The 25,342-nt window shown below is 46.5% G+C and carries 19 protein-coding genes and 3 pseudogenes; 5 read left to right on the top strand and 17 right to left on the bottom strand.

Translation table 11 applies throughout. The annotated features are described in order from the left end of the window. Together ACTNB3_RS13295 and ACTNB3_RS13290 are read left to right on the top strand one after the other, a co-directional pair. Positions 1 to 376 (top strand): annotated as a pseudogene (locus tag ACTNB3_RS13295) (recombinase family protein); the annotation flags it as partial. Then, a pseudogene (locus tag ACTNB3_RS13290) lies at positions 324 to 893 on the top strand (ABC transporter substrate-binding protein); the annotation flags it as partial. The pseudogenes ACTNB3_RS13295 and ACTNB3_RS13290, both read left to right, overlap by 53 nt. Before the next feature lie 55 nt (positions 894 to 948). Here ACTNB3_RS13290 and ACTNB3_RS13285 read toward each other — a convergent pair. The 4 genes from ACTNB3_RS13285 to ACTNB3_RS13270 form a co-directional block, all read right to left on the bottom strand. Further along, positions 949 to 1,692, bottom strand: coding sequence for a DUF975 family protein (locus tag ACTNB3_RS13285; RefSeq protein WP_441026261.1), 744 nt, complete (start codon positions 1,690 to 1,692; stop codon positions 949 to 951). A gap of 22 nt (positions 1,693 to 1,714) precedes the next feature. Continuing rightward, positions 1,715 to 3,565, bottom strand: a complete 1,851-nt coding sequence (locus tag ACTNB3_RS13280) for an ABC-F family ATP-binding cassette domain-containing protein (RefSeq protein WP_441026259.1) — start codon at positions 3,563 to 3,565, stop codon at positions 1,715 to 1,717. An 81-nt stretch (positions 3,566 to 3,646) separates the two neighbouring features. Further along, positions 3,647 to 4,105, bottom strand: coding sequence for an RrF2 family transcriptional regulator (locus tag ACTNB3_RS13275; RefSeq protein WP_427805651.1), 459 nt, complete (start codon positions 4,103 to 4,105; stop codon positions 3,647 to 3,649). 11 nt (positions 4,106 to 4,116) lie between these two features. Then, complete coding sequence (locus ACTNB3_RS13270; protein ID WP_441026257.1) at positions 4,117 to 4,548, bottom strand: RrF2 family transcriptional regulator; 432 nt, start codon at positions 4,546 to 4,548, stop codon at positions 4,117 to 4,119. 234 nt (positions 4,549 to 4,782) lie between these two features. Here ACTNB3_RS13270 and ACTNB3_RS13265 point away from each other — a divergent pair, with 234 nt between their 5' ends. Continuing rightward, a complete protein-coding gene (locus tag ACTNB3_RS13265) occupies positions 4,783 to 4,983 on the top strand; it encodes a cold-shock protein (protein WP_427805649.1) in 201 nt (66 codons plus the stop codon). A 149-nt stretch (positions 4,984 to 5,132) separates the two neighbouring features. Here the strand turns inward: ACTNB3_RS13265 and ACTNB3_RS13260 are convergent, their stop codons facing one another. The 10 genes and pseudogenes from ACTNB3_RS13260 to ACTNB3_RS13215 form a co-directional block, all read right to left on the bottom strand. Then, a complete protein-coding gene (locus ACTNB3_RS13260) occupies positions 5,133 to 9,752 on the bottom strand; it encodes a PolC-type DNA polymerase III (protein ID WP_441026255.1) in 4,620 nt (1,539 codons plus the stop codon). Positions 9,753 to 9,755: 3 nt separating this feature from the next. Continuing rightward, entirely contained in the window at positions 9,756 to 10,811 is a 1,056-nt protein-coding gene (gene ispG / locus ACTNB3_RS13255; protein ID WP_441026253.1) for a flavodoxin-dependent (E)-4-hydroxy-3-methylbut-2-enyl-diphosphate synthase, read from the bottom strand. 63 nt (positions 10,812 to 10,874) lie between these two features. After that, on the bottom strand, positions 10,875 to 11,339 hold the full coding sequence (locus ACTNB3_RS13250; protein ID WP_427819696.1) for a hypothetical protein: 465 nt from the start codon (positions 11,337 to 11,339) through the stop codon (positions 10,875 to 10,877). 114 nt (positions 11,340 to 11,453) lie between these two features. Next, the gene (gene xylB / locus ACTNB3_RS13245; RefSeq protein ID WP_427805645.1) at positions 11,454 to 12,926 is read right to left on the bottom strand and encodes a xylulokinase; all 1,473 of its coding nucleotides are present in this window, start codon (positions 12,924 to 12,926) and stop codon (positions 11,454 to 11,456) included. A gap of 37 nt (positions 12,927 to 12,963) precedes the next feature. Further along, positions 12,964 to 14,448, bottom strand: coding sequence for an L-fucose/L-arabinose isomerase family protein (locus ACTNB3_RS13240; RefSeq protein WP_441026251.1), 1,485 nt, complete (start codon positions 14,446 to 14,448; stop codon positions 12,964 to 12,966). A 143-nt stretch (positions 14,449 to 14,591) separates the two neighbouring features. Beyond that, positions 14,592 to 15,419, bottom strand: a complete 828-nt coding sequence (locus ACTNB3_RS13235) for an AraC family transcriptional regulator (RefSeq protein ID WP_441026271.1) — start codon at positions 15,417 to 15,419, stop codon at positions 14,592 to 14,594. A 4-nt stretch (positions 15,420 to 15,423) separates the two neighbouring features. Then, entirely contained in the window at positions 15,424 to 16,755 is a 1,332-nt protein-coding gene (gene pdxR / locus ACTNB3_RS13230; RefSeq protein WP_441026249.1) for a MocR-like pyridoxine biosynthesis transcription factor PdxR, read from the bottom strand. 113 nt (positions 16,756 to 16,868) lie between these two features. Beyond that, a pseudogene (locus ACTNB3_RS13225) lies at positions 16,869 to 17,897 on the bottom strand (AMP-binding protein); the annotation flags it as partial. Continuing rightward, complete coding sequence (locus ACTNB3_RS13220) at positions 17,864 to 18,106, bottom strand: hypothetical protein (RefSeq protein WP_441026269.1); 243 nt, start codon at positions 18,104 to 18,106, stop codon at positions 17,864 to 17,866. The pseudogene ACTNB3_RS13225 and the gene ACTNB3_RS13220, both read right to left, overlap by 34 nt. Before the next feature lie 349 nt (positions 18,107 to 18,455). After that, a complete protein-coding gene (locus tag ACTNB3_RS13215; protein ID WP_441026247.1) occupies positions 18,456 to 18,785 on the bottom strand; it encodes an SCP2 sterol-binding domain-containing protein in 330 nt (109 codons plus the stop codon). 225 nt (positions 18,786 to 19,010) lie between these two features. Between ACTNB3_RS13215 and ACTNB3_RS13210 the strand changes: the two genes are divergently transcribed. Then, entirely contained in the window at positions 19,011 to 19,625 is a 615-nt protein-coding gene (locus ACTNB3_RS13210) for a TetR/AcrR family transcriptional regulator (RefSeq protein ID WP_441026245.1), read from the top strand. Between the two features lie 31 nt (positions 19,626 to 19,656). Further along, positions 19,657 to 20,514, top strand: coding sequence for a pyridoxamine kinase (locus ACTNB3_RS13205; RefSeq protein WP_441026243.1), 858 nt, complete (start codon positions 19,657 to 19,659; stop codon positions 20,512 to 20,514). Between the two features lie 66 nt (positions 20,515 to 20,580). Here the strand turns inward: ACTNB3_RS13205 and ACTNB3_RS13200 are convergent, their stop codons facing one another. The 3 genes from ACTNB3_RS13200 to ACTNB3_RS13190 all read right to left on the bottom strand — a co-directional run bounded on the left by ACTNB3_RS13200 (position 20,581) and on the right by ACTNB3_RS13190 (position 25,338). Next, complete coding sequence (locus tag ACTNB3_RS13200) at positions 20,581 to 21,594, bottom strand: M20/M25/M40 family metallo-hydrolase (RefSeq protein WP_441026241.1); 1,014 nt, start codon at positions 21,592 to 21,594, stop codon at positions 20,581 to 20,583. A gap of 12 nt (positions 21,595 to 21,606) precedes the next feature. Next, entirely contained in the window at positions 21,607 to 24,660 is a 3,054-nt protein-coding gene (locus ACTNB3_RS13195; protein WP_441026239.1) for a glycoside hydrolase family 2 TIM barrel-domain containing protein, read from the bottom strand. A 168-nt stretch (positions 24,661 to 24,828) separates the two neighbouring features. Further along, on the bottom strand, positions 24,829 to 25,338 hold the full coding sequence (locus ACTNB3_RS13190; RefSeq protein ID WP_441016089.1) for a COG2426 family protein: 510 nt from the start codon (positions 25,336 to 25,338) through the stop codon (positions 24,829 to 24,831). Positions 25,339 to 25,342: the final 4 nt, after the last annotated feature.

Below are 25,342 nucleotides of genomic sequence, written 5' to 3'. Positions count from 1 at the left end.
GAACCGTCGTGAGAATACGATCATTGCTGTTGTCATGAAGCTGATTGCTGAGGAAAAACGGAATTTTACATCTGCGAAATATCTTGCAGAACACATAACAGCGCTTGGAATTAAGAAGACAAAGAAAAATATCATGCCTTATGTCGAACTGATGAAGGAACAGGGCATCCTGGAAGCTACGGATAATCCTTTGAAGCCTTACAACATCATAAAGACAAAGCAAGAAATCACAGCACTTATCCGCAATTTTGTACCGGATTTGCCTTCTGAAACGACCGCAAAGCAGTTATCAGACGATTATTTACATTACTATGGTGGCAACAGGTGGCATGCCGGAAATGGTATTCGAGTATATCCTCAAACAAAATGGAATTGATCCTTCCAAAGACCTGACCATCAATCAAAGCATCGATTTCGGTTCCACCGCCGCCGCATTTTCCGGCGGTCAGGGAGACTTCACGATCGAGTTCGAACCTGCAGCAACCACACTGGAACAGCAGAATGCCGGTTATGTCGTAGCATCACTCGGTGTAGATTCCGGTTACGTTCCCTACACAGCCTACAGTGCAAAAAGCAGCTATATGAAAGGAAACCCGGATGTGATCCAAAGTTTCACCAATGCGCTTCAAAAAGGTATGGATTACGTCCAGACACATACCCCGGAAGAAATCGCCGAAGTCATTGCTCCACAATTCAAGGAGAACGATCTTGAAACCATCACCGCCATCGTCAGACGTTATTATGAACAGGATACCTGGAAAGAGAATCTGATTTTTGAAAAAGAAAGCTTCGAACTTCTGCAGGATATCCTGCAAAGTGCCGGAGAGCTGGAAGAAAGAACACCATATGAAAAACTTGTTACAACAAAATATGCCAAGAATGCTGCAAAATAAAAAGTAAAAGGTGGCTGATGGGGACGTATCCCCCACCAGCCACCCTACCAGTCACTTATCGGATAAATCCCTGCTGATATGCTCTCATTTTATTAAATGAATACATCTCAGCAATCGTTGCCTGATAATACGGTTCTACATAAAGCACGGACAGAATTCCGCATGTAAATACAGATAAAATATTCCATCCGATGAAGGAAAGATCAAGCACAAATGCCTCCCATTTCTGGCCTTCCATCATCTGTTTGCTGATCAGGAATGCTTCTTTTCTGTCCATTCCCGGATTCTCGGCAAGGATGTACGGGACCATTTTATATTCGTAAGATTTCACGATTCCCGGTACCACGAGAAGAAGTGACCACAGGAACACATACAAGTCTCTAAGAAACATAGTCAGTACAACGTTGCCATAATGTCCTGATCTGAACGGATCGAGCATCGTCCCTACTCCCGGTCTTTCGGTCTGGTTCAATACGAAGAAACGTGATCCACCGACGATCAGTACGTTTTCCACCAGATACTGAAGCAACATTCCGACCAGTGCCATCACAAGCACGATCGATGTAGCAATTCCTGCAAACAACATTCCTTTCGGTGAACTCAGGAAGTCCTCAATCACATTTTGAGATGCTGAACCGGAATACTCGACTGTATCCGAATACTGAAGTCTTTCTGTGACATTTCCGCCTCCGAAGATCAGGGAAATAATTCCCATCAGAAGTGCAACCGCAACTGCTGCACCATAGTTGCGTTTAAACGCCATTTTCCCTCTCATTTTTAGTTCCTGTCTGTTCCACATAGCTGTTACCTCCTAAACTAAATCATTCTTTCGCTTCCTGTATGCGCTCATTCAGATCATTTAAATAGACCCAGCGCTCCATCTTCTCTTCTAATTCTGCTTCCACCCCTTCTTTCTCAGCTACAAGTTCACCAAGGCGAAGAGAGTTTGTTGCATTTTTCAGAATCTCTTCGTCCAGATTTTCAATTTTTGCTTCCAATCTGGCAATATCGTCATCAATCGTTTCGAATTCTTTCTGTTCTTTATAGGTAAATCTAAGTTTCTTCTCACGCTGTTTCCATGTGTCTTTGGCGGGTTGTTTCTGATTTTCCGTCGTTCCGGTGCCGTCTCTATTATTCTTGTTCGGAATGGCACCACGCCTGCCGTCTTCATCTTCCGAAATGGTCTCCAGCTCTTTCCGGATCAGATAATCCGAATATCCGCCTTCGGACTGCCGGATCACTCCGTCTCCTTCAAACGCAAAAATACGGTTCACCGTCCGATCCAGAAAATACCGGTCATGTGAGACGATAATGATAATTCCCGCAAAATGATCCAGATAATCCTCCAGAATCGTGAGCGTCTGAATATCCAGATCGTTAGTCGGCTCATCCAGGATCAGCACATTCGGTGCTCCCATCAGAATACGCAGCAAATACAACCTCCGCCTTTCTCCTCCTGAAAGTTTCTCGATCGGAGACCACTGCATCGCTCCGTCAAATAAAAAACGTTCCAGCATCTGTGAAGCTGTGATCTTACCGTCCGATGTGGTGATGTATTCTCCCACTTCTTTGATATAATCGATCACTTTAAGTGATGTATCCATATATTCATTTTCCTGGGAAAAATAACCCATGCGGATGGTCTGTCCCACTTCCACTGTTCCTCTGTCCGGCTTCGCGATCCCGTTAATGATCTTAAGCAATGTGGATTTACCACATCCGTTCGGTCCGATGATCCCAATCCGGTCATTGCGCAGAAAAATATAGGAATAATCCCGAATCAGGCATCTTTCCCCATATGACTTTGAAATTCCGGACAATTCAATTGTCTTATTTCCCATGCGGGATGCCGCCGAGTCAAACTGAACCCGGCGTTCTGCCTGAATGTCCTTCATCTCCTGCATCGCTTTGATCCGGTCAATATGTGCTTTCTGCTTTGTACTGCGCGCTCTCGCGCCTCTATGCAGCCATTCCAGCTCCGTCCTGAGCAGACTTTTCCGCTTTCTCTCTGTCGCCAGTTCCATGCTTTCTCGTTCTTCTTTCAGGCGCACAAATTCCGAATAATTTCCCGGATAACTGTACAATTTTCCTTTATCCACCTCTACGATCCGGTTCACCACCCGGTCCAGAAAATAGCGGTCATGTGTCACCATCAAAATGGCGCCCCGAAAGCGTATCAGATACTCTTCCAACCATTCTGACATTGCATGATCCAGGTGGTTGGTCGGCTCATCCAGAATCAGGATGTCTGCCGGCGTCAGCAGTGCCTGAACCAGCGCAACCCGCTTCTTCTGTCCCCCCGACATATGCTCGATCTTTTCATTATAATCCGTGAATCCAAGCTGATTCAGCATCGATTTTGCTTCGGCCTCAATCGTCCATCGATTCATCTCATCGGTATTTCCCTTGACCGCTGCCCGAAGAATCGTCGTTCCTTCCGCAAAAACCGGTGTCTGGGGAAGGTAACAAATCTTCACATGATTCCCCATGCTGATTTTTCCCGAATCATATGGTTCTATCTGTGCCGCCACCTTCAAAAGTGTCGATTTCCCCATCCCGTTGATTCCAATCACACCGATTTTCTCATTTTCATTGATTCCAAATCCAACATCATTCAGCAGGATTCGATCTGTGTAGGATTTGGTTACATGTTCCATAGTCAGCAAATTCATAATCTATATTCCTTATGGCAATACCGGAAAAGGCACCGCCATTCTTCTCTTTGTCTCTTTCTCATTGCTAACTCATTATACTCACATTTCCCTGTTCGCGTCAACACCGGATTCCGTTTTCAATTTTTTCTCAGATTCACTTGCTTTATCCGCAATTTCGGCAAGTGTCATATCCTGAAGCAAGGCAATCACATCCTCATCAATCTGATCCCAAACCAGTTTTCTGATCGCTCTCTGGAGCGCGTCCAGTTCTTTCTCCTCTTTTTTTTCGACAATGCAGAATTTTCCCTCTACTGCAGCCAATATTTCTTCTACCGTGATTTCTTTCGGTTCTTTATCTAACGAATAACCTCCTTTTGGCCCTTTCATACTCTTCACGATCCCGGCTTTTCTCAATGCACCCAATACCTGTTCCAGATAATTCAGAGACATCTCCTGCCGCTTGGCAATCTCCACCAGAGGCACCGGGCATTCCTGAATGTGAACCGCCAGATCCACTAACGCTCTTAACCCATATCTTGCTTTTTTAGAGACTTTCATAACATACCTCTCTACGTTTCATTGTTCATTTTTTCCACTTCGTCAACAATATCCTGAAGTGTGACCTTCTCTGTAGTCTTCTGTATTCTCTCCCAGAGCTGCTGCCACACTTCCTGCACAGCACATGTGCCATTATTCCTGTCGCATTCCCCTTTCTCTCCGAGACAGGATACGGGAATCATTTCATCTTCCACTGCTGCCAACACATCATATGCTGTAATTTCTTCCGCATTTTTTGCAAGACAGTATCCGCCATACGCCCCGCGTACGCTGACAACGACCCCATTGTCTTTCAGTCCTTTCATAATACGTTCCAAATATTTTTCTGAAAGGTTTCGATGATTCGCAATATTTTTAAGGCTTTCCCAGGAATCCTCTGTCGAATGCATGGCAAGGTCTGCTACTATTTCTAATGCATATATTCCTTTCGTAGATATTCTCATACAAGATTCCCTCCAAATTTTCTTTCTTTTCTATCATTGTAAAGGATAATGCATTTTCACACAATGAAAAATCGCTAATTTTTTTTGCTTTTTGTTATAATCACATAGTTTTTTGCGCATTTATCATGCAACTATTGACGAATTTACAAATGCATGATAAAGTAGTATAGAATATATACACTTTGGTAACGGTTGATGATCGTTATGCACAAATCTATAATGGAGGTAGTACCGATGAACAAGGGCACCGTAAAATGGTTTAACAACCAAAAAGGCTATGGATTCATCTCTGACGAAGCCGGTAATGATATTTTCGTTCATTACAGCGGACTGAACATGGAAGGATACAAGAGCCTTGAAGAAGGTCAGGAAGTCGAATTTGAGATTTTCCAGGGCGAAAAGGGACCTCAGGCAGTGAACGTAACAAAGCTGTAATCAAAATTTGGTGTACCTTTTATATATGTAAATCGCAATTTTATTTAAATATTTAAAAGACATACATGAATTTAGATGAGGGAAAAAAGGAATCGTAAAATATACGATTCCTTTTTTATTTCGGGACAAGACAAGTACTCCAATATAGCTTATGTAAAGTCAAAAAGTGAAAGCTGATTGGTTTCCGGAAGATCTCCGAGAAGCCCCATCTCATCCATCAGATCAATGACTGTTTTGCTGACTTTCGTGCGCTGTCTGAAATCGTCTTTTGATAGATATGGGCCATTCTTGGAAGCAATCTCCACAGCTTCTGCAGCTTTATCCCCCATTCCTTCAATGGTGTTTAAAGGAGGCAGGAGCTTTCCGTCCACGATCTTGAATTTTGTTGCTGCTGATTCATAGATATCGATTGGCAAAAATTCGAAACCTCTCGCGTACATTTCCAATACATTTTTCATATCCTTCAGTGTATCCTGATCTTTTTTACTGAGCTGATTTAATTCCGCCCGGCGCTTATACTCTTTCATGTGATATAAAAGCTTATCTTTTCCCTGCCCCATCAGTTCATAAGAGAACGCAGACGCACGGATACCAAAATAAGCCGCATAATAGGCAAGCGGGTAATTCAATTTACAGTAGGCGATTCGGTACGCCATCATGACGTATGCCGCCGCATGTGCCTTCGGGAACATGTATTTGATTTTCTCACAGGACCAGATATACCATTCCGGCACATCATGCTCCAGCATATCTTTTTTAAACTCCGACCATTCTTTACATTTTCCTTTCGCCACAGTCCCCTTACGCACACGTTCCATGATCGTAAAGGATTCCTCACTGTCCAGTCCTTTATTGATCAGGTAGGTCATAATGTCGTCTCGGGTACAGATTGCCGTAGAAATCGTTGCTTTTCCTTCTTCGATCAGAGTCTGCGCGTTATTCAGCCACACGTCGGTTCCGTGTGAAAGTCCGGAAATACGGATCAGATCGGATAAGGTCTTGGGTTTGGTGTCCACGACCATCTGAATAACGAAATCCGTTCCGAACTCCGGAATTCCAAGGCATCCCACCGGACACCCGTCGATATCCTCCGGTTTGATTCCCAGTGCCTCAGTTCCCGCAAAAAGGGACATAACTCCCGGATCATCAAGCGGGATATCCGTCGCCTTAAAAATACGGTTCACTCCATCATAACCGGTGTCCATGGAATCGGAATTGATCAGCTCCTCCAGGGTCTTGATCATCGTCGGATCATCGTGTCCGAGAATATCTAATTTCAGCAGGTTGTGGTCAATGGAATGGTAATCAAAATGCGTCGTAATAATGTCCGTCGTCATATCATTTGCCGGATGCTGAATCGGGGTAAAAGAGTTGATATCCTCGCCGTGCGGAAGGACAACAATTCCTCCCGGATGCTGCCCGGTACTTCGCCGGATCCCCGTGCATCCCTGTACAATTCGGTCAATCTCACAATTCCGTTTGCGGTCGCCCCGCTCTTCATAATAATTTTTTACATACCCGTACGCCGTCTTATCAGCCAGGGCCGCGATCGTTCCTGCACGGAAGGTCTGACCCTGACCAAAAATAACTTCCGTGTATTTATGCGCTTTACTCTGATAATCCCCGGAGAAGTTCAAGTCGATATCCGGCTCTTTGTTTCCCTTAAATCCGAGGAAAGTCTCAAATGGAATGTCAAATCCGTCTTTGATCAGCTTTTCCCCACAGACCGGGCACAGCTTGTCCGGCATATCGTGCCCGCATCCTCCGGCATATTTTCGCACCTCATCCGAAGTGAAATCACTGTAATGACATTTCTGGCAATAGTAATGCGGGGACAGCGGATTCACCTCCGTAATTCCGGACATGGTCGCCACAAAAGAGGACCCTACGGAACCACGGGAACCAACCAGATATCCGTCTTCGTTTGATTTCCATACCAGTTTCTGTGCAATGATATACATAACGGCAAATCCATTGGAAATAATGGAATGCAGCTCCCTTTTCAATCGTTCTTCTACGATTTCCGGGAGCGGATTGCCATACATGGAGTACGCCTTAGTATAACAGATGTCCGTCAGAAGCTGATCGGAATTCTCAATGACCGGCGGGCATTTGTCCGGCCTCACCGGTGAGATCTTCTCAATCATATTGGCAATTTTATTCGTATTTGCAATTACCACTTCATATGCCTTCTCGGAGCCCAGATAGGCAAATTCTTCCAGCATTTCTTCCGTCGTCCGAAGATAGAGAGGTGCCTGCTGGTCCGCGTCTGAGAAACCTTTTCCCGCCATAATGATACGGCGGTAAACTTCATCGTCCGGATCCATGAAATGCACATCACAGGTTGCCACGACCGGCTTATGGAACTGTTCTCCCAGCCGAACGATCTTCCGGTTCATGTCCTTGACATCCTCCATGGAATTGATCGCACTGACCTTATCGCTATCGATCATAAATGCATTATTTCCCAACGGCTGAATCTCCAAATAATCATAGAAATCCACGATCTTCGCAATGGTCTCATCGGATTTTCCATTCAGGAGTGCCTGATAAAGCTCCCCGGCCTCGCAGGCACTGCCCACGATCAATCCTTCCCGGTATTGGTTTAGTACACTTTTGGGAATTCTCGGCCGTCTTCCGTAATAAGTCAGGTGGGACAGCGAAACAAGCGTGTATAAATTCACTCTTCCAAGATCGTTTTTGGCAAGAATGATGACATGATACGTCGGAAGCTTCCGGATCGCATCCGGATTCAGATTTCCAAAACGGTTCACACCTTTCAGTGTTGTGATGTCACGTTCTTTTAACATTTCAATAAATTTTACAAAGATCTCCGCCGTCGCACCTGCATCATCCACCGCACGATGATGATTTTCCAGAGAAATATCCAGCGCTTTTGCCACCACGTCCAGCTTATATTTGGACAGGGACGGCAAAAGGACACGCGCCAGTGCTACGGTATCGACCGACACAAAATGCGGTTCAATATCCTGATAACGACAGTTCTGTTCGATAAATCCCACATCGAATCCGGCATTATGCGCCACCAGAGGCGCGTCGCCCACGAATTCCAGGAACTGCGGAAGGATCACCTCAATGCCCGGATAATCCATGACCATCTCGTCCGTGATGCTGGTCAGCTCGGTAATCTTAAACGGAATCGGCCTTCCGGGATTGACAAAGGTACTGAATTTGTCCGTGATGACTCCGTGTTCCACCTTCACCGCCCCGATTTCGATAATCCGGTCCGAGATTGCGGAGAAACCGGTCGTCTCAATATCAAACACGACATAGGTATCATCCAGGCTCTGACTTCCAGCTCCTTTGGCAATCTCGGTCAGATCATCCACCAGATATCCCTCCACACCGTAGATGACTTTGAAGGGATCGTCTTTATCCAGCCCCTCGATGAAATGGTTCGCATCCGGAAATGCCTGTACGACTCCGTGATCGGTGATTGCAATGGCCGGGTGTCCCCAGGAATGTGCTCTTTTCACCAGCGCTGTTGCCTCGGATACTCCATCCATATCACTCATTTTGGTATGGCAGTGCAGCTCCACCCGCTTCTCCGGGTATTTATCCTTTCTTCCAACACGGATGTCTGTTGCCTTACGGATTCCTGTTACAGAGCCAATCGTCAGTTCCCCGTCAAATTTATCGATCGTAGTAACCCCTTTTACCTTCAGGAACACACCCGTTTTGATCTCTGCAAGAAGCTCCGGGAGCTGGTCATTCCGGGTGAACATCTTGACCATGATCGTATCGGTAAAGTCCGTCACCGCAAACATGATGATCGTCTTTTCATTCCGGATCTCGCGGGTATCAAAACTGATGACCTGTCCCCGGATCGTAATCTCTCCCATTTCTGATACGACCTGTTTTAATTCAATCGGCGTATCATCAAAATCACGCCCGTAGATCACATTCGGATCGTCTGAACGTTTCAGCGGATAATCCCGCTTCTGGAATGTTCCGCCGCCTTTGCTGCCTTTGAATCCACCGGTCTTTCCGGCAAAATCCTGTTTTGGCTCCGGAGATTTTGCCTCGGTCTTTTCCTGCTTCTTCGTATCCTGCTTGCCTGCCTCGTTCTCTTTCTTCTTCCCGGTCTGCTGCTTCTTTTCAGACGAGCCGCCCCCGGATGCGTCTCCTGCATGTTCCTCCTTGCCGGCTGCGTGCTGTGCCTGAAGGGTGTGGTTCCGTTCCAGGATCGCATCCACTTCCTGCTGAAGCTGCATCTCATTGAACTTGCGGTATTTGCTCTCTTTGACTTCCTCATAATCCACCCGGATTTCCACCGGAACGTGAAATCTTTCTTCAAAAAGAGCTTTTAGATAAGCGGAGAGTGCATCTGTCCTTCCCTCGGCCACGATCGTATCCGCCAGCGTAAGGAGAATCACATTCTCACCTTCATATCCTATTTTCGCTTTCTGAAACATGTTTTTTTCCAGAACACTCCGCTGTTCCAGTTCAAAGAGAATGCTGTCCCGATACGCTTCCATCAGATTCTCCGGCGTATAAAGTCCCGACAGGCGATACTCTTCCAGAATCGTCACCGGAATCCCCATTCCCGAGAAGAGCTGCATCTCAATCTGACGCTCGATGTCATACACCGTTTTCTTCGGAATCAGATGCGTACTGAAAATATGTACCTTAATATGGTCTTTCGCAGAAGTAGAGGTGATTTTCGTCACCTCTACCTCCCGAAACAGCGCCTGGCTGTCACTATCCAGTTTTAATGTTGGAAATACATCAAAAAATAATTTCGTCATTCTCTATTCGCCCCAATGTACCAATTCGTCTCTGAGTGCATCCAGAAGCTCTTCTTCTTTCACCTTTCTGATGATCTCGCCTTTTTTGATCAGAAGACCTTCTCCGATTCCCCCTGCAATCCCGATATCTGCTTCTTTTGCCTCACCCGGGCCATTTACTACACAGCCCATAACCGCAACCTTGATATCCAGCGGGAATTCCGCCACCATCGTCTCTACCTGATTCGCCAGAGAAATCAGATCGATCCGGGTCCTTCCGCAGGTCGGACATGACACTACTTCGATCCCGCCTTTACGAAGACCGAGTGTCTTAAGGATCAGCTTCGCACTCTTGATCTCTTCCAGCGGATCTCCGGTCAGAGATACCCGGATCGTGTCCCCGATTCCCTCATGGAGAATAATTCCAAGTCCGACAGAGGATTTGATATTGCCGGACATCAGCGTTCCGGATTCGGTAATCCCCACATGCAGCGGGTACGGACATTCCTTCGCAATCAGTTCATGTGCTTTCACACACATCATGACATCAGAAGATTTGATGCTGACCACCAGATTCTCATATCCCATCCGCTCAATCATATGAACTTTGTCCAATGCGCTTTCCACGATTCCTTCCGCGGTCACGCCTCCGTATTTTTCAACCAGCTCTTTTTCCAGAGAGCCGCTGTTTACGCCCACACGAATCGGCACATTGTATTCTTTGGCCTTTTCAACTACGGCTCTTACCCGGTCCTCGCTTCCAATATTTCCCGGATTGATCCGGATCTTATCTGCACCGTTCTCGATCGCCGCGATTGCAAGTCTGTAATCAAAATGAATATCCGCAACCAGCGGGATATGGATCTGTTTCTTGATCTCTTTTAAAGCCTCTGCCGCCTCCATTGTCGGAACCGCACAGCGTATAATATCACATCCTGCCCGTTCCAGTGCCAGAATCTGGCTCACTGTGGCATCCACATCCTCCGTCTTTGTATTCGTCATAGACTGAATCGCAACCGGATTCCCGCCTCCGATCCGGCAGTTGCCGATCCGGATTACTTTTGTATCGTTTCTCGTCATCTTCCGTCTTCCTTTCTCAAATCTATATACTCAAATCTTACGTTCAAACGTTCCAGATGCCGGTTATTTTCCTTTTGTAAAGAACATCTGATCCCCATAATCCCATTCTGTCAATGTCAGTTCCCTTCCGTCCACACTGTAATGGAATTTGGTCTGCATGGAACTGACGGCAGATTCAATGTCCTCGGCCGAGGCACCGCCATCCAGCTTCTTCGCAGCCGCTTCCAGAGCGTCCTGATGGATCTGGAAGGTGATCTCTTTGTTAGATTTATCCAGTGAATACTCCATATCCACAGTCAGTGTCTGATTCTCGATCAGATTATCCCATACAAGATTTGCCTGATTCTTTCCCCTGATTTCCAGAATCATATCACTGTCCTCCTGATTCCAGGTTCCTTCCAGCGGATTGCCAAAGAATCCTTTATATAAGAAAAACACTGCCACGATGAGTATCAGTATCGTCGCTCCCCTCATGGCATAATTCCATAATCTATTTCTCTTTTCTTCGTCATTTCCTGCAATAAGCATAGAATTATCATCCTCCTGTATATGACTTTCTTTGTTATCAATTATACGGGGTTTCAACTTTCATGTCAACGGTGCCGAAAACTCAAAAAAAGGTCCAGTGGACCTTTTTATAAATTATTCCGAAATATCACGGAAAAGTTCTTTGACTGCCGGATAAATTTTGCGGAATTTCTGATATTGTACTTCATATTTTCTGACCAGTTCTCTTTCCGGTTCAATGATCTTTTTCACTTTCACCAGTTTTTTTGCGGCCGTCTCTACATCCGGATATTCGCCGCAGCCGACCGCGGCAAGAATCGCTCCTCCAAGTGCAGGACCTTCTTCGCTTTCGATCACTTCCACCGTCAGGTTCATAATATTGGCAATCATCGCTCTCCACAGCGGACTTTTGGCTCCCCCACCGCAGATTCTGGTGCATTCCGGGCGGATCCCGATACTTCTCGCCACTTCGAGGGAATCTCTGAGTGCAAATGCCACGCCCTCCAGAACGGCCTGTGTCATATCCGATCTGGAAGTATCCATCGTCATTCCGATGAAGGTCGCTCTTGCAAATGGGTCGTTATGCGGAGAGCGCTCTCCCATCAGATACGGCAGATAGTACACATGATTCTCTCCCAGCTTCGTGATCTGCTCCTGCTCCGCCACATAATCTGTCGTCCCCAGGATCTCTTCGGACCACCATTTATTGCAGGACGCAGCGCTGAGCATACATCCCATCAGGTGATACTTTCCGTCCGCATGAGCAAAGGAATGCAACGCATTCTGTTTATCTACACCGAATTTTCCGCTGGAAATGAAGATCGTTCCGGAAGTTCCGAGGGAAATATTACATTTTCCATCGCCTACGGTTCCCGTTCCGACTGCTGCCGCCGCATTGTCTCCGGCTCCTGCGATCACCTTCACCTGCTCGTGCAGCCCCAGTTCCCGGGCTGCTTCTGGTGTCAGATTTCCAACCACTTCATAACTCTCATAAAGCTTCGGGAGCTGTTCTTCTGTAATACCACAGATCTTCAACATTTCCTTAGACCAGCACTTGTTCTTCACATCCATGAGAAGCATTCCGGACGCATCGGAATAATCCGTGCAGAAGCTTCCGGAAAGCCGGTAAGCGAGATAGTCCTTCGGAAGCATGATTTTCCTGATTCTGGTAAAATTCTCCGGTTCCTTTTCTTTCACCCAGAGGATCTTCGGGGCAGTGAATCCGGTAAATGCAATATTGGCCGTGTATTCCGATAACTTGTCTTTTCCGATTACCTGGTTCAGATAATCTGTCTCTTTTGTCGTTCTTCCGTCATTCCACAAAATGGCAGGGCGGATGACCTCATCGTTCTCGTCCAGAATGACGAGACCATGCATCTGACCTCCAAAGCTGATGCCTGCAACCTGTTCTTTATCGAACCCGTCCACAAGTTCCCGGATTCCTTCCGCAGATTTCTCATACCAGTCCTTAGGATGCTGCTCAGACCATCCCGGATGCGGGAATTCCAGAGGGTATTCCTTCGATACGATTCTTTTTATCTCACCTTTTTCGTCCATAAGCAGCAGTTTCACCGCTGACGTTCCCAAATCTACTCCAATATACAGCATGTTTATTCCTCCATTTACCTGCGGTTCCGAACGTTTCTTACGCCCATGGATTCTCGGTCGGATATCTTACCCCCTTCGGCTGGTTATATCCGATTTCCTCGACCGGCACACCGATGTATTTGAACACTTCGAACAGTGCTTTTCCGTAATGACCGAACGCAACGGCTCCGTGATGCGGGAAATTCTTCTCGATCAGTACATGACGGTAGAAACGTCCCATCTCCGGGATCGCGAAGATGCCGATGGAACCAAAGGAACGGGTCGCTACCGGAAGTACTTCGCCCTGTGCAATGTATGCGCGAAGAATGTTGTCGGCAGTGCTCTGCAGTCTGAAAAATGTAATGTCCCCCGGCACGATGTCGCCTTCCAGCGTTCCCTGTGTCACTTCTTCCGGAAGTGCTCTTGCCATGATCATCTGGTATTTCATTTCGCAGAAAGAAAGCTTGGAAGATGCGGTGTTGCCGCAGTGGAATCCCATAAATGTATCTTTCTGTGTATAGTCATATTTTCCTTTGATATCTTCTTCATAAAGATCAGCCGGTACGGAATTGTTGATATCAAGCAGGGTAACCGCATCCTGACTGATGACCGTTCCGATAAATTCGCTGAGCGCTCCGTAAATATCCACTTCACAGGATACCGGAATTCCCTGCGCCGTCAGACGGCTGTTCACATAGCATGGAACAAATCCGAACTGCGTCTGGAAAGCAGGCCAGCATTTTCCTGCGATCGCAACGTATTTTCTGTATCCTCTGTGTGCTTCCACCCAGTCCTTCAATGTCAGTTCATACTGTGCAAGTTTCTGCAGGATTTCCGGTTTTTTATTGCCGGTGCCGAGTTCTTCTTCCATCTCTTTCACAACAGCAGGGATCCTCTCATCACCTGCATGCTTGTTATATGCTTCAAATAAATCCAGTTCGGAGTTCTCTTCAATCTCAACTCCGATATTATAAAGCTGCTTGATCGGCGCATTGCATGCCAGGAAATTGAGCGGTCTCGGTCCGAAGCTGATGATCTTCAGGTCGTTCAGGCCGATGATTGCGCGTGCGATCGGTACAAACTCATGGATCATATCCGCACATTCCCCGGCAGTTCCCACCGGATATTCCGGGATATATGCCTTGATGTTACGGAGCTTCAGGTTGTAGCTTGCATTCAGCATACCGCAGTATGCATCCCCGCGTCCCTGAATCAGATTATTTCCAGTCTCTTCTGCCGCTGCCACGAACATCTTCGGTCCGTCAAAATGTTTTGCAAGGAGCGTCTCTGCAATCTCCGGTCCAAAGTTTCCAAGATAAACGACCAGCGCATTACATCCGGCCTTTTTGATGTCTTCCAGCGCCTGTACCATGTGGATCTCACTTTCCACGATACAGACCGGACATTCGTAAATATCGTTATCCCCGTACTTTGCTTTGTATGCATTTACAAGGGCTTCTCTTCTTGTTACGGAAAGGCTCTCCGGAAAACAGTCACGGCTGACTGCAACGATTCCGATTTTCACTTCTGGCATGTTGTTCATGATTCATTCCTCCTGTTCATTTCAACTATGTTGTTCCATTTTTTATCCCCATCGTATTTCTGGCTTCTCACTGTCCAGAATTCGTATCGTCAGCTATAGTATAGCATTTTCAGTGATTTTTCAACTACCGAAAACTTGTCTATTTAACTGCAATTTTTTGTCTTTTTATATTCACTTGGCAGCATTCCGTATTTCGTTTTAAAGGCTCTTGTAAATGCCCTTGCGTCCGTAAATCCATGATGCTCTGCTATTTCTCCTATGCTGTTTTCGCTATTTTCCAGTTCTCTGTATGCGTACTCCAGCCGGATGCTCTGCAGATAGGATTTATAATTCATATGTGCATATTTCCGGAACATCCGGGACAGATACGTCGGTGAATATCCAAACACCTCCGAAAGCTTTTCCAGTGAAATCTCAGAGGTATAATTCTCCTTAATATAACTGATGATCTCTGACAGACGCCCCAGATTTCTGCGGGATCTGACGATCTCCTCACTCACCTCAAGTTTACGGTAACGGGTGACCATAAGATAGATCAGCATATAATATAAGCTCTGCACTTTCAGTTCATAGCCCGTCTTTTTTTCCTGATATGTAACGAACATATCGCGGACAAGCTGCATGACAAATGCATCCTGGCCCCGGTCACTATGTGTAAAACAGATAAACTGCTCATCCGTATAATAGGCTTCGAATGTGCCAAGCGGCATCTGCAGTACCACAGTCTGATTCGGCTCTCTGGCCACGATAGAATGAATCTCATTGGAATTCACGATCACAAATTCTCCGGCGGCAAGAACCGTCTTTTTTTCATCAATATAGAATTCCAGATTTCCGTCAAACACCGCAAAGATCTCAACCGACCGGTGCCAGTGTTTATCCCGGAAATAATTCCCGTTTTTGCCCTCAAATAAAAACATTTTAAAGGGCAGGTCCTCATTCGGCACGATCAGTTCATGTGTCACTTCCATTTCTTCACCCCACACATTCTTCCAGCAGCTTCATCGCCGCATGGTATTTATCCACCGGCACACCTGCACAATTCATCATGATCGTACATTTTGACTCCCTGTTATCAGCAGGCACCGGTGAAAGAAGCAGCCCTTTCTCCTTCGCCTTTTCCGCAATTTCCCCGGCGGGTAATTTCGTATCAAGCTCCACATAGACATGGAAACCCGAGTCGCCGGTCCTGACTTTTGCCTTCCTTCCGAGAACCTGTTCCACCGTAGCTGCCAGTTGTCCTGCCTTTGCCATATGTATTTTCCGGGATTTCCGGATCTGCCCGGCAAGATGCCCGTCGCGGATAAACTGTGTCAGTGCGATCTGTTCTGCCTTGGATGCCGTCTGGTTATAACGGTCCTTTCGTGCATCATAGCTTTCCAGAAGTTCCGGCGGAAGCACCATGAAACTCATTCGAATGGACGGAAGCAGCATTTTGGAAAAGGTCCCCAGATACACCACACCTCTTCCGCCTGCCAGTCCCTGAAGGGACGGAGTCGGCCTCTGGAAATAGCGGAACTCACTGTTATAATCATCTTCTATGATCAGCAGATCCCTCTCCTCAGCTTCCCCGATCAGCGCAAGCCGTTCGGAAACCGTCATCACACCTCCCCACTTCGTCATCTGTGACGGCGAAAGATAATATACTTTGCAGCCCTCTTCCTTGTAGTTTTCTGCAAATGTAAATCCGTAATCTTCAAAAATCGCGCGTCCCTGCACAAACTCCGGATTATAAAATGCAGCCGTCTTCCGCTCCCAGATCATCGGACAGAGAATATGCAAAAGGCTCTGCACACCTGCCCCGATCACAATCTGTTCCGGCGAACAGATCACTCCCCGCACCTTGTGAAGGTAAGAACTGAGCACTTCCCGGAATTCCTGCTCTCCCTGCGGTTCGCCATAAGTCAGAAGTTTTGTATCCTGACGCAGCGCGCTCTTCATATAACGTCTCCAGAGTTCAAACCGGAAACTCTCCCGATCCACGTTCGAGGTCACGAAATCGTACTGTATTTCCTGTTTCTTCCTGCTTTTTCGCACCTCTCCGATGTCCGACGGCTTTTTCTTCTGCACCGCAATGTCTGTGACATAATACCCACTCTGCGGTTTGGAGAGAATGTATCCCTCGGCGGCAAGGAGCAGATAAGCGTTCTCCAGCGTCGTGCGGCTGATCTGAAGCTGGATCGCCCCCTTCCGGATCGACGGAAGCTTCGTATCCGGTGCCAGCTTTCCGCTCAGGATCAGTTCTTTATAATAATGATACACGCGCAGATACCGCGGAATATCCTGGTTTTCCAGTGCTGTAGACATCTCTGCCACCTCCCGTGCTTTTATCAGAAATATATATAGCTGAAACAAAGAGGACTGCACCTGCAATCCTTTTTTTATCATACCATATCCTGACCAGGCGCTCAACGCCCGATTTAATACCGTTTAATTTTCTTAGAAGGCATTTTCTCAAACTCCCGCTCTCTGACCTTCAGTTTGTACACTCTTTTATACGCCGGTGCTTCCTGATTATAAGCATCGATCACTTTCTGAAGTTCTTCTTCCACATTTTTGATCCGTTTCTTTTTCACATAATCCAGATCCGGGAATATCTCCGCCTCGATCACGCCTTCTTTTTCACGAACCAGAATTTCCTGTACAAGGCGGGCCTCACCAATCTTGTTCTCCAGTTCTTCCGGAGACACATTCTCTCCGTTTTTCGTAATGATCAGATTCTTCTTCCGACCGGTCAGATAGACAAAGCCGTCTTCATCTACATATCCCAGATCTCCGGTTCTGAGCCAGCCGTCCACCAGCGTCTCCTTTGTTTCTTCCGGCATATGATAGTATCCCTGCATCACACTGCTGCCGCGGACCCAGAGTTCTTTGTCTACCACCTTCGCCTCACAGTTCGGCAGAAGCTTTCCAACCGAATTTTTCCGGATATCCCAGCTCACATTCGTGCTGATGACCGGTGCACACTCCGTCATACCATATCCCTGCAGGATCGTGATCCCATAGGATTCAAACAGATCGATCATATCCGGCTGGAACAGACGGATATTCTTTGCCACACGAAGCAGCGAGTCATTGATACAAATGATACTGCCCAGTGAAATACCTTTGAGAATGTCCATACTGAGGCAATACGCATGATGAATCGGCAGAACAGAAAGGATCGTTGTACGGGGCGGGATCTTCATATCCAGGCAAGTCGCATTCTCCGCCAGATTCCGGTGGGTCAGCATGACACCTTTACTTTTTCCGGTCGTACCGGAGGTAAACATAATCGTACAAAGCTGATCCGGTTCCGGTTCATACGAATATCCAGCCTCCTGCTTTTCAAGAAGCTGCCAGAACGAATATGCCTGTTCATCCTGTTCCGTTTTCTGCATGGAAATCAGGGTTTTCAACTTCGGACATCTATCTTTTACAATTGCCGCCACATCTGCGCGGATCTCATTCCGCCCATGGAAATACCGTGGAGCAGAATTTCCACATCTTCGCCGCAGATTTCGATCACCTTTCTGATCCAGCCCATCGCATCGTGCCGGTCCAGACACCCAAATCCGATCTGTTCCCCTTCACTCATACCATGTGCTCTCTCATCAACCAGAAGCATTGCGAAACCATTTCTCAGATAATAATCCGACAGCCCGACGAAATCGTTCATCCCCTGACTGGCATATCCGTGGAAACAGATGACAATTTTCTTCGCATCCTGATTGGGAAACCAGGTGCCATGAAGTTTCAATCCGTCGTCAGATGTCAGATACAGATCCTGATGCGGATTCGCAACAAGTTTCTCTTTCCTGTCCTGAATGATATCCATGTACTGATTCCAGTCCGTGCCTGCCATCTTCATGGTTCTCTTCATGTCTGCATTATTTCTTATCATTGTTCTTCTGTAGAAATAGGCCGTTCCTCCTGCTTCTGCCAAAGTAAGTGTTCCTGTCAGAAGCGCAGCTGCTTTCCAAAATCTCATACTGTTCTTCTCCTTATTCAAATCCCAGAGCTTCCTTCTATTTTCTGCTGTCAATCAGCTGTTTGAAACAAAGCGCCTTGTCAATATTTCCTTCTACCTTCATTTTCTGAAGCGTCACGGCCATGATCGGATCCATCTTTCCGTCTGCAATCTTCATCAAAGTCTCTCCGCTGCAGGTAAACATGGCATCTCTGTCATAATATTCATATGGTTCTACAGACAGTTTCCCCTCTTTCACTTCCACATAAAATATACCGGATCCTTCACCAATGATATTAAACTGATAAGCCAGATGTTCCTGAATATCACTCACATCCGCTTCCATAAATCTTCTTTTTAATTCCGAAAAAATATCTGCATAAGTCATTTCCATATTCTCCCTCTGGGTTGATTTTCGACCATGAGTCGATTTATTTTTCATTCATCATACTATGCTTTTCGACCACGGATCAATTCATGAATTGTCACAAAAAATCTGTCCTTCTTCCCGATTTCTGTGTGTTTTTTCGGTTGTAACCGGGACTTTATAATGTTATACTGAATAAAATTACTGTTCGCTATCGACAAAAAATCACAATTTTCGGAGGGAAACATGCGTAATTCCACAAAATATGACAAAATATTAGATGCTCTGCAGTCCCTTCTAGAGCACAAAACACTTCAGAACATATCTGTTAGTGAAATTGCACAGACGGCCGGAATCGGAAAAGGAAGCATCTACTATTATTTTCCATCCAAAGATGCCATACTGGACGCCCTCGTAAAACGCAATTACGAATCACCGATCCAGACTGCAAAGACACTCTCGCGCCAGACCGATATTTCTTCATTCACGCGTATGGCCATGATCTTCCAAGCATGCAGGAATTCTTCCTCAGCATTTCGCTACCATCCGTCCGGCACATTGGAGACGGATGCGAAGGGAGAATCCTTTCTCCATCATAAATATATGAAACACCTGATTTCCGAACTCAAACCGGAACTGACCGAGATCATCCGGCAGGGAATCGAAAACGGTGATATTCACTTTGACCAGCCGGCAGCTCTTGCAGATATCGCCCTCATTGTCCTCACCGTCAAGTTGGATAATACCCTGGTTCCGTCCAGTGAGGAGGAAATTGAAGATACCATCCGCGGGCTCATCTCGCTTTTGGAAAAAGGGATGGAGACGCCGCCCGGCTCTTTGAATTTTCTTACTGTTTTCTAGAGATGCAGTTTCAGAAAGGAATGTTTGAGATATGGTTAAAAAAGTGGCAGTCATCCAGGATCTGTCCGGTCTTGGTAAATGTTCTCTGACCGCAGCGATTCCGGTCATCTCGGTGATGGGCGTACAGGCATGCCCGGTGCCCACCGCTGTTCTGACGAATCAGACCGGATACGAAAGCTATTATTATGATGACTATACTGATAAAATTGATTTTTTTACAGAAGAATGGCAGAAACGAGGTCTCGCACTGGACGGAATTTATACCGGTTTTCTCGGAAGTGAAGCCCAGGTTGAGAAGATTCTGTATTTCAACGAAGTGTTCCGCAAAGAGAATACCTTGCTTTTTGTGGATCCCGTCATGGGAGATATGGGAAAGGTTTTTGATATGTACACACCTGCACTCCGTGAACAGATGCGCACGCTGGCACTCCATGCTGATGTCATTACTCCGAATCTGACTGAATGCTGTCTTCTTGCCGATGCCGATTATGATGCAATTTTCTCTCATACAGGGGAACCAGATTACCTGAGACGCATCGAAATGATGGCAAAACCGCTTTTAAAATCCCGGATAAGCACTGTAATCATCACTGGGATCATTCACAAAGCAGCAGAAGATCCTGCTCCGAAATACTACAACTTGATTGTCTCCTCCGACGGCTGCCAAAGTGTCTCCTCTGAGATTCACGGCGGAAGCTACTCTGGAACCGGCGATCTCCTTGCCTCCGTCGTCTGCGCCGATATGGTGCGCGGAAACAGCGCATACTGCGGGGTATCACGGGCCGTTCGTTTTCTGGAGGAAGCACTGACCGAGACGGCTGCGGAAGGCGTTCCGCGAAATGACGGAATCAATTTCGAACCATTTCTTCCGCTTTTGCTGGATCAATAGAACTTAAAAAGATGGCAGAGTCCCATTAACTTCAGGCTCTGCCATCTTATTTAATTATATTATATTCTATTCCATTTCTGTCAGAAATTCCGCGATCAGTTCGATGCATCCTTCTACATCTTTTTCATCCGCTACTTCCGCCGGTGTATGCATGTAACGCAGCGGGATCGATACAAGGACCATCGGCACGCCCTCATTTGAGAAATGAATCTTGTCCCCGTCTGTACAGGTAAGACGGCTCGCTGCTTCTCTCTGAACCGGAATCCCCGCCTTTTGGGCACACGCTTCCATTTTCTGATTCAGTTTTTTCACAACAATCGGGCTGTTGCAGAGTACCGGTCCTTTTCCAAGTTCCACCGTACCCGTTTCGGCCGGATTCATTCCACTGTAATCACTGCAGTAAGTCACATCCACCACAATGGCCAAATGCGGCTTGATACGTGCGCTGGTCCAATATGCACCGCTTTTCGTCGTCTCCTCCCCGACCGTCGATGCCGCATAGACACCTGCTTTGCACCCTTTTTCTTTCGCCCGTTTCAATGCTTCTATAATAATGAATACACCAAGACGGTCATCCAACGCACGCGCCGTGAATCTTCCATTCATCATGGAACGGATATGGGTATCCGGCACGACCGGTGCGCCGAGCGCAACCTTCTTAAGCGCCTCCTCCTTTGAATCGGCCCCGATATCAATCAGAAAATCTGTCGCTTTCAGATCACTGTTTCTGAAAAGCTCTCTTCGTCCCTCCACAACTCCGTATACATCTTGGTCCGGCATATGGACCTTGATCTGCTGCCCCGGATAGGTTCCGGCGATGATTCCCCCACGGTCAACCACCTGCAGCCGTCCATTCTCTGTGATATTGGAAACCATCACGCCGATTTCGTCCGCATGGGCAGAAAGCATGATCCGTCTCTCACTTTCCGGATTCAGAATACAGATCAGATTCCCCATTTCATCCTCACGGATCTCGTCTGCCGTATGTTCCATATAGGTTTTCACAACCTTCTGCACCGGTTCCTCATAGCCGGATACAGAAACCTGGTTCAGTATCTCATTTAAAAATTGCTCATTCATTTTCCTTTGCTCCTAACTAGTTTGTGTATATAACCGATTCCATGCCAGAACGTTCTTACTTTTCTGAATCAGGCTCTCATTCTCTGCAGCCTGAAACGTCAGTTTCATAGAATAATCATTCAGCCGGGTTTTATTTGCATAAGTCTGTTCCTCTCCGCAGGAATTGCTGCCCACGCCCGAGTGTTTCGCATCCAGATGTACAATGATCTCATCGCAGCGCCGGATTTCTCGGACATGCCTTGCTTTTTCAAGCGCCTCAATGGTATAATCGTGGACATCCATTCCCACCTCATTTCGGGAACTGATCAGAAGACTTTTCCTCTCATTTCCGACCGCAAGCCATCTCACACGTTCCCGATGGCCGTTCTCCTGGGGCATCGCATATTCGACATGCATCTCATCCACTGTGCTTCTGTATACACCCATTATAGACGCAGCTTTCATGTCACTGTAATTTTCATCCGGCCCCAGCCCATACCATTCCACTCTCTTCATTTCCTGTGGCATCTTCATCTCAATTCCAATCCGCGGAATAAAATTCGGAACAAATTTGCTGTATTTGAACCCTTTGATGTCCAGTTCCAGTTCCATTTTTCCGTCGGCATAGATCCGGTAAATATAGTGTCCCTTAAAGCCAAACGCCATACTAAGCGGTGAGAAATGCGTACGTACCCGCACTTCCACATAATCTGACTTTTTATGGATTTCAAATTCTTCCAGCTGTTCCTGCTGTTTGTGCAGAAAATACTTATTTTGCCAGTCTTCAACTTTATACATATCATTATCGATCGTTGCACGATTAAGATTCAGAGACGGACCTTCCGTAATCCAGCATTTTCCGTCCATTTCATAGGTTAGAAGCCTGCCGTTTACCTTATCAAATACAACTCTGACATGCCTTCCCGAAATCTCTGCCCTCACATCATTTTCCAGTACCTGCAGTTCTTTCGTCTCCGCGTCTATTTGAGCCACCATTCCATAAGTCTTGTAAATCGGAAGCCGGAACTGCGCCTTTGCCACTTCGTCCCCTTCTTTTCCAAAAAGCGTATCCTGATTATAGAGAAACGAGATATTCAGATAGTAATCCGTCTCCGGAATCATATTATCAACATGAACCGGAATTTCATAAATCTCAGATTTCTGCGCTTCTACCTCAATCTTATGAACGATCCCCGTCTGAATCACCTGATCATCACAGGCAAGTTCATACTTCATGGACAGATGCTCCAGCGTGCGGAAATAATATAGATTGGAAATCCGTATTCTTCCCTTTTCAAGATCCACTTCCTCCGCTTTTACCGGGGCAATCACCTGTTTATAATGAATCAGTCCCGTGGAAGGTACTCTGTCCGGTCTTAACAGACCGTCCATACAGAAATTCGAGTTGTTCGGTTCATCGCCGAAATCGCCTCCATAGTAATACGTCATATTTCCTTCATCGTCTTTATGCTCGATTCCATGATCGTACCACTCCCAGATAAATCCACCCTGAAGCCGCTTGTATGTATGGAATAATTCCTGATATTCTTCCAGATTCCCCGGCCCATTTCCCATTGCGTGTCCATATTCGCAAAGAATATGCGGTTTTCCATGTCCGTCATTGTTCTCACCGATCCGCTTCATTCCATCCAGTCTGGTATACATGGTCGAATAAACATCTGTAATGTCCGCCTCGTAATCCCCCTCATAATGAATCAGCCTCGAACAGTCCAATTCCCGGATCGCCTCTGCTACAGCAGTAAAATTATCTCCTGTCGATGATTCATTTCCCAAAGACCACATGATAATGCAGGTATGATTACGGTGTTCTTTCACCATCCTCACACTGCGGTCACAATAAGCATCTTTCCAGCTCGGCAGATTATTCAGCCATTCATATCTCTGAATCCACTCAAATCCATGGGTCTCCATATCTGCTTCATCAATCACATAAAATCCGTACCGGTCACACAAATCATAGAAATACGGCATTTTAGGATAATGCGAGCAGCGGATCGCATTGATATTATGCTGTTTCATCATTCTGAGATCCTGTTCCACGATATCCGGATCCACGGTTGCTCCGCCGGAAGGGCTGAAATCATGCAGGTTGACACCGTTTAGAAGAATCGGCTGTCCATTTACGGTAAAATTCTCACCCTTCACTTCTATTCTTCTGAACCCTGTCTGCACAGTAATCTCATCCATCATTTCGCCCTGCTTCCACAGTTTCATAATGACCGTATAAAGCTCCGGCAATTCCGCACTCCATGGATTCACCTTTCCGATTTCCGTTTTTGCCGTAGCACTGCCATTTTCTAACCGGATTTTTCCGGAAGAAACCTGATTTCCACACGAATCCCGAAGTTCCCATTCCACCTGATCCGCATCAGCAGATGCCTGGATCGTCTGGATCAGAATCCCATTTCTGTACGAATCATCCAACGTTGCTTCCACAACATAATCCAGCACGGAACACTCCGGTTCATTCCTTAATGAGACACTGCGGAATATTCCACTGAACCACCACATATCCTGACATTCCAGATACGTTCCGTCCGACCACTGATATACGCGTACCGTAATCTGATTTTCTCCCAACTGAAGACATCCGGTGACATCAAATTCCGACGCCAGATGACTGACTTTACTGTATCCAACATGAGTTCCGTTTATCCATACATCGAACGCACTTCCGACTCCTTCAAAACGAAGGATCTTTCTCCCACTTTTCCATTCATCCGGTATTTCAATCGTCTTTCTATAAATACCTGTTGGATTTTCGGACGCTACAAACGGAGGGTTGATCGGAAAGAGATACCATACATCTGTATAATGAGGCTGCCCGAACCCTTGCATCTGCCAGCATGAAGGAACTGGTATGTCCTCCCATGCCGCGTCGTCAAAGTATTTATCGCAGAACCCTTCCGGGGAATACTCCGGCGCTTTCAGATAAAGAAATTTCCATTCACCGTCTAAAGAGAATCTGGGGGAAATCCGGTCGCTCCTGTGAAAATCCGAATGGCTCTCCCGTCTTCCAATATGAAGAAGTTCCTCATTCTCCCAACGTTTCTTTTTCCTTGACACTTTTCTTTTCCTCCTGTTAACTGTTATAAGTTCAGATTACCATTTTACCAGGCACTTATCAATATTCTTCTGAGAATCTGGCCCACTGGATCAGTTTCTCATATGCATGGCTACATAAAAGGAGACAGTCCTTACGGATTGTCTCCCTTCACTAACTTCTATTCTTCCTTACCCAAATATTCCGCCAATCACCACATAGGACAGAAAATACATGATCACAGTCGCCATGCACACTCCGATCACCACAGCCAGAAATGCTTTCTTCCAGTCGATTCCCAAAAGCGAAGCAATCAGAGATCCCGTCCACGCTCCGGTTCCCGGAAGCGGAATTCCCACAAAGAGCACAAGCCCCCAGAATTCATACTTTTCGATCTGACTGCTTTTACTCATCGCTTTTGCTTCCAGCTTCTCGACCAACGGCCGAAACAGTTTTGTCCGGCGCAGCCACGCAAAGATTGGCCTGATGAGCAGCAGAATGAACGGTATCGGAATCAGGTTTCCGATAATACAGATTGGAATCGCCCTCCAGGTCGGGATATCCAGGAATGCCGGTCCCGCTGCCAGAAGACCACCCCTGAGTTCCAGAATCGGCACCATGGAAATAATAAATACAATCAGTTCCTTTGCCGCCTTGCCCCCCAGCTTCGTCACAAACCACTGTACTAAAGATTCTACCATATAT

Origin of the sequence: Bariatricus sp. HCP28S3_D3, assembly GCF_052065755.1 — a bacterium.
In the GTDB taxonomy this organism is placed as follows: Bacteria; Bacillota; Clostridia; order Lachnospirales; family Lachnospiraceae; genus Allocoprococcus.
This window is presented reverse-complemented; position numbering and strand designations above follow the sequence as displayed.